Origin of the sequence: Stenotrophomonas sp. HMWF003, assembly GCF_003061285.1 — a bacterium.
GTDB classification, from domain to species: domain Bacteria; phylum Pseudomonadota; class Gammaproteobacteria; order Xanthomonadales; family Xanthomonadaceae; genus Stenotrophomonas; species Stenotrophomonas maltophilia_AP.
The window spans coordinates 1-5,566 of sequence record NZ_QAIW01000038.1 but is presented as its reverse complement, the minus strand read 5'-3'; the positions used below and the strand labels follow the sequence as shown (position 1 = coordinate 5,566).

Below are 5,566 nucleotides of genomic sequence, written 5' to 3'. Positions count from 1 at the left end.
GTGTGAGCCGGCACGCTGCGTGGCCGGCTCACACCGTCCAGCCACCTGCGTCGTCGGCGGCCACGTGCATCAGCTGATCCAGCTGCCGCAAGGCCCGGTGCAGTTCCTGCCGGCTCGACGCCGCGCCGAGTGAGATCCGCACCGCGTCATTGATCGCCACGCCCTGCGGGGTGAACGCCGACGACGGGGCGATCCCCAGCCCCTGCAGCCGCGCCGCATGGGTCAGGCTGGCATCGGTCCACTGGGCGGGCAACCGGCACCACGCATGCACGCCGGCACAGTGCTGCAGGAAGCGGGGCGACAACGTGGACTGCGCCAGATAGCGACGCTCGGCGGCTTCTTCCTGCACCAGTTTCAGCAGGGTGGCCGCCGACCCGTCCAGGATCAGCTGGGTCACCAGCGCGTTCATCAGCGGCGGCGCCATCAGGTTGACCGCGCGGAGCGCATCAAGCACGTCCTGCCGTGCCACACCGTCGGGCAGGTGCACGAAGCCGGTGTGCAGGCCCGGGCTGAGGCACTTGGACAGGGTGGAGATGTAGCAGGTGTGCTGCGGCGCCAGCAGGGCGAGCGGGGCAGGGGCATCGTCGACCAGCAGCCAGTACGGGTCGTCTTCGATCAGGCGCAGGTCCAGGCTGCGCAGCACGTCGGCCAGCGCCATCCGGCGCGCTTCGGGCATGGTGCGCGCAGTCGGGTTCTGCGCCGTGGGGTTGAGGTAGACCACGCGCGCACCGCTGGCACGTGCGTGGCGGCGCAATGCGCTGGGCAGCATGCCGTGCTCATCGCACTCCACCACCCGCAACGTGCGCTGCAGCACCCGCGCCGCGTGCAGCAGGCCGGGATACACCAGCGGTTCGCACAGGATGACATCGCCGGCAGTGGTGAGTGCCAGCAGCAGTGCCGACAGCGCGGCCTGCGCGCCTTCGGTGACCACCAGCCGGTCGCTGTCCAGCCTGCCCAGGATCGGCTTGAGCCATTGCTGCGCGGCCAGGTGGTCGGCGCGGCTGCCACCGCCGACGTGGTAGGTCATCAGGTTGCTGGCGTCGCTGCGGCTGAGCACGGTGGCCAGCCCACGCTGCAGCATGTCGGCCACCTGTCCGCCGCCGGGGCTGGGCGGCAGGTTCATGCTCAGGTCCACCAGCTGCGCCAGCTCCACCTGCGGCGGGGCGACGAACGTACCCTGCGGGCCGCGTGCGTCGATCAGGCCGCGCTTGCGTGCCTCCGTGAACGCACGGGTGACCGTGGTCAGGTCCACGCCCAGGTCGTTGGCCAGCACGCGCTGCGCCGGCAGGCGCTGGCCGGGCCGCAGCGCGCCGGACCAGACCGCGCGCTCCAGGGCCTGCACGATGCGCAGGTAGACCGGCCCGTGGCCGTCGGCGATGAGAGTGTTCCACTGCATCGGCGCATCTTACGCCCGGGTGCGCGCGGCCCTGCGACAGTGTGTCGCATCATGTATGGATCATGTCGTTGCCTAACGTACGCGGCTGCGGCGGGCACCCCCCATGCATATCGGTCATGCAGGGGGGTGTTCGCCACTTTTCATGATCCGGGCCGCCCGGCCCGGCACTGCGTTGGAAGGGCCGACCCGCATGAACCCCGCTACACACACCGCTCGCCGCGCCGCCATGGCCGGTGCAGCCCGCGCCGGACGCTGGTTCGGACTGGCAGCGCTGCTGCCGTTGCTCACCGGGTGCAAGAACCTGGAACTGTTCAATCCCATGGGCAGCATCGCCGAACAGGAGATGCAGCTGATCCTGGTGTGCACCGGCCTGATGCTGCTGGTGGTGATCCCGGTGATCATTCTCACGCTGTACTTCGCCTGGCGCTACCGCGCCTCCAACACCAAGGCCACCTACGCCCCGGACTGGTCGCATTCCACCGCCATCGAGGTGGTGATCTGGACCATTCCGTGTCTGATCATCGTAGTTCTGGCCGTGCTGATCTGGAAGAGCACGCACGCGCTGGACCCCTACAAGCCGATCGCATCGGACAAGGCGCCGCTGCGCGTGGAAGTGGTGTCGTTGAACTGGAAGTGGTTGTTCATCTACCCCGACTACAACGTGGCCACGATCAACGAACTGGTGATGCCGGTGGACACGCCGGTGGCCTTCAAGCTCACCTCCGAGTCGATGATGAACGCCTTCTTCGTGCCGCAGCTGGGCAGCATGGTCTACACCATGCCCGCCATGCAGACGCGCCTGCACCTGATCGGCCATACCCCGGGCACCTACGCCGGGATGTCGTCGGCCTACAGCGGCTCGGGCTTCTCGGACATGAAGTTCCCGGCCCGGGTCGTGACCGATGCCGACTTCAAGCTCTGGCTGGACCAGGCCCGCAGCAGCAACGACCACCTCGGTGCCACGCGCCTGGCGGCGCTTGAAGTGCCCACCCATGGCGCACCACTGCAACGCTTCAGCGGCGTGGATACCGGCCTGTTCGACAGCATCGTCGCCCGGTACCACGGCATGGCCGATGACGAAATCTGCCTGCCGGGCGAAGAGCCCGGGGCCACCCCCCAGACGTTGAGCCTGGCCGCGCCTGCCAGCCGTACCGCGGAGAACTGATTGTGCTTGGAAAGTTGAACCTCGAAGCAATTCCCTACCACGACCCGATCATCATGTCGGCGCTGGCAGGCTCGCTGCTGCTCGGCGCGGCGATCGTCGCGGCGATCACCTACTACAAGAAATGGGGCTACATCTGGACCGAGTGGATCACCTCGGTGGACCACAAGAAGATCGGCGTGATGTACATCCTGCTGGCGCTGGTCATGCTGGTGCGCGGCTTTGCCGATGCGCTGATGATGCGCGCCCAGCAGGCGATCGCGGCCAATGACGCGGCCGGCTACCTGCCGCCGGAACACTACGACCAGATCTTCACCGCGCATGGCGTGATCATGATCTTCTTCGTGGCAACCCCGCTCATCGTGGGCCTGATGAACCTGGTGGTGCCGTTGCAGATCGGCGCGCGCGACGTCGCCTTCCCGTTCGTCAACTCGCTCAGCTTCTGGCTGTCGGCGGTGGGCGCGGTGCTGGTGATGCTGTCGATGTTCGTGGGCGACTTCGCCGCGACCGGCTGGGTGGCCTATCCGCCGCTGTCGGGGATCGAGTACAGCCCCACGGTCGGCGTGGACTACTACATCTGGTCGCTGCAGGTCTCCGGTATCGGCACCACGCTCACCGGTCTGAACTTCATCGTCACCATCCTCAAGATGCGTGCGCCGGGCATGGACCTGATGAAGATGCCGGTGTTCACCTGGACCGCGCTGATCACCAACATCCTGATCGTGGCGATCTTCCCGGTGCTGACCGCGACCCTGGCGCTGCTGACCATGGACCGCTACTTCGGCATGCACTTCTTCACCAATGATGCCGGCGGCAACGCCATGATGTACGTCAACCTGATCTGGATCTGGGGCCACCCGGAAGTCTACGTGCTGATCCTGCCGTGCTTCGGCGCGTTCTCGGAGATCATCGCCACGTTCTCGGGCAAGCCGCTGTTCGGCTACCGCTCGATGGTGTACGCGACCTGTTCGATCGGCGTGCTGTCGTTCTTCGTCTGGCTGCACCACTTCTTCACCATGGGCTCGGGCGCCAACGTGAATGCCTTCTTCGGCATCATGACCTCGATCATCTCCATCCCCACCGGGGTGAAGCTGTTCAACTGGCTGTTCACCATGTACCGCGGCCGCATCCGCTACCACTCCTCGACGATGTGGACGATCGGCTTCATGGTCACCTTCGCGCTGGGTGGCATGACCGGCGTGATGCTGGCCATCCCGGGTGCGGACTTCGTGCTGCACAACAGCCTGTTCCTGATCGCGCACTTCCACAACGTGATCATCGGCGGCGTGGTGTTCGGCTGCCTGGCCGGGATCACCTTCTGGTTCCCGAAGGCGTTCGGCTTCACCCTCAACGAGCGCTGGGGCAAGGTCTCGTTCTGGTGCTGGCTGGTGGGCTTCTACCTGGCCTTCATGCCGCTGTACGTGCTCGGCTTCAAGGGCATGACCCGCCGCATGAACCACTACGCGGTGGAAGGCTGGCAGCCCTGGTTGATCGTGGCGGCCATCGGCGCGCTGGTCATTGCCGCCGGCATCGCGGCGATGTTCATCCAGTTCTACGTGAGCGTGCGCGACCGCAAGGCCAACCTGGACCTGACCGGCGACCCGTGGAACGCGCGCAGCCTGGAATGGGCCACGTCCTCGCCGCCGCCGTTCTACAACTTCGCCAGGACGCCGGTCATCACCTCGCTGGAGCAGCATTGGGACGACAAGCAGCGCGGTACCGCGTGGCAGCGCCCGGACCATTACGAAGACATCCACATGCCGCGCAACACCGGCGCCGGGGTGGTGATCTCGGTGTTCAGCCTGGTGCTGTGCTTTGCCCTGGTCTGGCACATGTGGGTGCTGGCGGCGATTGGCCTGGTCGGTGTGATCGCCACCTTCGTGCTGCGCTCCTACGACCGTGACGTGGACTATTACGTGCCCGCCGCCGAGGTGAAGCGCATCGAAGACGCGCATTTCGCGCAGATGGAAGGAGCCAAGGCATGAGCGGCGATACCCTGACCGCTGCTTCGCAGCACGGGCAGCTCGCGGCCGGTCATCATGACCACGCCCACGAGCACCACGACGACGGCAGCAAGACCGTCGTCGGGTTCTGGATGTACCTGATGGGCGACTGCCTGATCTTCGCGGTGCTGTTTGCCACCTTCGGAGTGCTGCTCAACGGCACCGCCGACGGCCCGTCGGGCAAGGAGCTGTTCAAGCTGGGCTTCGTGCTGTCTGAAACGGTGGTGCTGCTGCTGAGCAGCTTCACCTTCGGCCTGGCGATGCTGGGTCTGCAGGCCAACAAGCGCAACCAGGTGGTGGGCTGGCTGGCCACCACCGGGCTGCTCGGCGCGGTGTTCATCGGCATGGAGCTGTATGAGTTCGCCGAACTGATCCATGAAGGCGCCACCCCGGACGTGAGCGCCTACCTGTCGGCGTACTTCACCCTGGTGGCCACCCATGGCCTGCACGTCACCTTCGGCCTGCTGTGGCTGGCGATCATGATCCACCAGGTGCTGAAGTTCGGCCTGGACGGCATCGTCCGCCGCCGCCTGGCCTGCCTGAGCCTGTTCTGGCACTTCCTGGACCTGATCTGGATCTGTGTCTTCACCTTCGTCTACCTGCGGGAGTTCGTATGAGCCCGAGCGCTTCTGAAACCGATCACGGTGGCGGCCACGCCACCCTCAAGGGCTACATCATCGGCCTGCTGCTGTGCCTGGTGCTCACCGGTGCCTCGTTTGGCGTGGTGATGGGCGGGTGGGTGCCGCAGCCGCTGCGCCTGACCGCCATCGTGGTGCTGTGCGTGGTGCAGCTGGTGGCGCAGCTGGTGCTGTTCCTGCACATCGGCGCGGGCCGCAGCCAGCGCGAGAACACCGGCATCTTCCTGTGCACGGCGTTCCTGATCGCCATTGTCGTCGCCGGGTCGTTGTGGGTCATGCACAACGCCACCCAGAACATGATGCCGATGCAGGTATGAGCGCGCTCACCGTGCACCGCCTGTCCTGCCTTGGCCTGGCGGCTGTGATG

At 66.1% G+C, this 5,566-nt stretch carries 5 protein-coding genes; 4 read left to right on the top strand and 1 reads right to left on the bottom strand.

Annotated features, from left to right (window positions below):
* Positions 1–28: 28 nt before the first annotated feature.
* Positions 29–1,396, bottom strand: coding sequence for a PLP-dependent aminotransferase family protein (locus tag DBR34_RS01365; protein WP_128095406.1), 1,368 nt, complete (start codon positions 1,394–1,396; stop codon positions 29–31).
* A 190-nt stretch (positions 1,397–1,586) separates the two neighbouring features.
* Here DBR34_RS01365 and cyoA point away from each other — a divergent pair, with 190 nt between their 5' ends.
* The 4 genes from cyoA to cyoD are packed head-to-tail and all read left to right on the top strand — an operon-like array spanning position 1,587 to position 5,516.
* Entirely contained in the window at positions 1,587–2,561 is a 975-nt protein-coding gene (gene cyoA, locus DBR34_RS01360; protein ID WP_258223610.1) for a ubiquinol oxidase subunit II, read from the top strand.
* A gap of 2 nt (positions 2,562–2,563) precedes the next feature.
* Positions 2,564–4,543 carry a cytochrome o ubiquinol oxidase subunit I gene (gene cyoB / locus DBR34_RS01355; RefSeq protein ID WP_128095405.1) on the top strand — a complete coding sequence of 660 codons (1,980 nt, stop codon included), beginning with the start codon at positions 2,564–2,566 and terminating at the stop codon, positions 4,541–4,543.
* Positions 4,540–5,178 (top strand): cytochrome o ubiquinol oxidase subunit III, encoded by a 639-nt coding sequence (gene cyoC / locus DBR34_RS01350; RefSeq protein WP_128095404.1) that lies wholly within the window; start codon positions 4,540–4,542, stop codon positions 5,176–5,178. Before cyoB ends, cyoC begins: the two co-directional genes overlap by 4 nt.
* A complete protein-coding gene (gene cyoD, locus DBR34_RS01345) occupies positions 5,175–5,516 on the top strand; it encodes a cytochrome o ubiquinol oxidase subunit IV (protein ID WP_128095403.1) in 342 nt (113 codons plus the stop codon). The genes cyoC and cyoD overlap by 4 nt, the downstream gene beginning before the upstream one ends.
* Positions 5,517–5,566: the final 50 nt, after the last annotated feature.

Excerpts from the sequence above, each read along its gene's own strand:
- cyoD (WP_128095403.1), top strand. The coding sequence starts at position 5,175 with ATGAGCCCGAGCGCTTCTGAAACCGATCACGGTGGCGGCCACGCCACC.
- cyoC (WP_128095404.1), top strand. The coding sequence starts at position 4,540 with ATGAGCGGCGATACCCTGACCGCTGCTTCGCAGCACGGGCAGCTCGCG.
- cyoA (WP_258223610.1), top strand. The coding sequence starts at position 1,587 with ATGAACCCCGCTACACACACCGCTCGCCGCGCCGCCATGGCCGGTGCA.
- DBR34_RS01365 (WP_128095406.1), bottom strand. The coding sequence starts at position 1,396 with ATGCAGTGGAACACTCTCATCGCCGACGGCCACGGGCCGGTCTACCTG.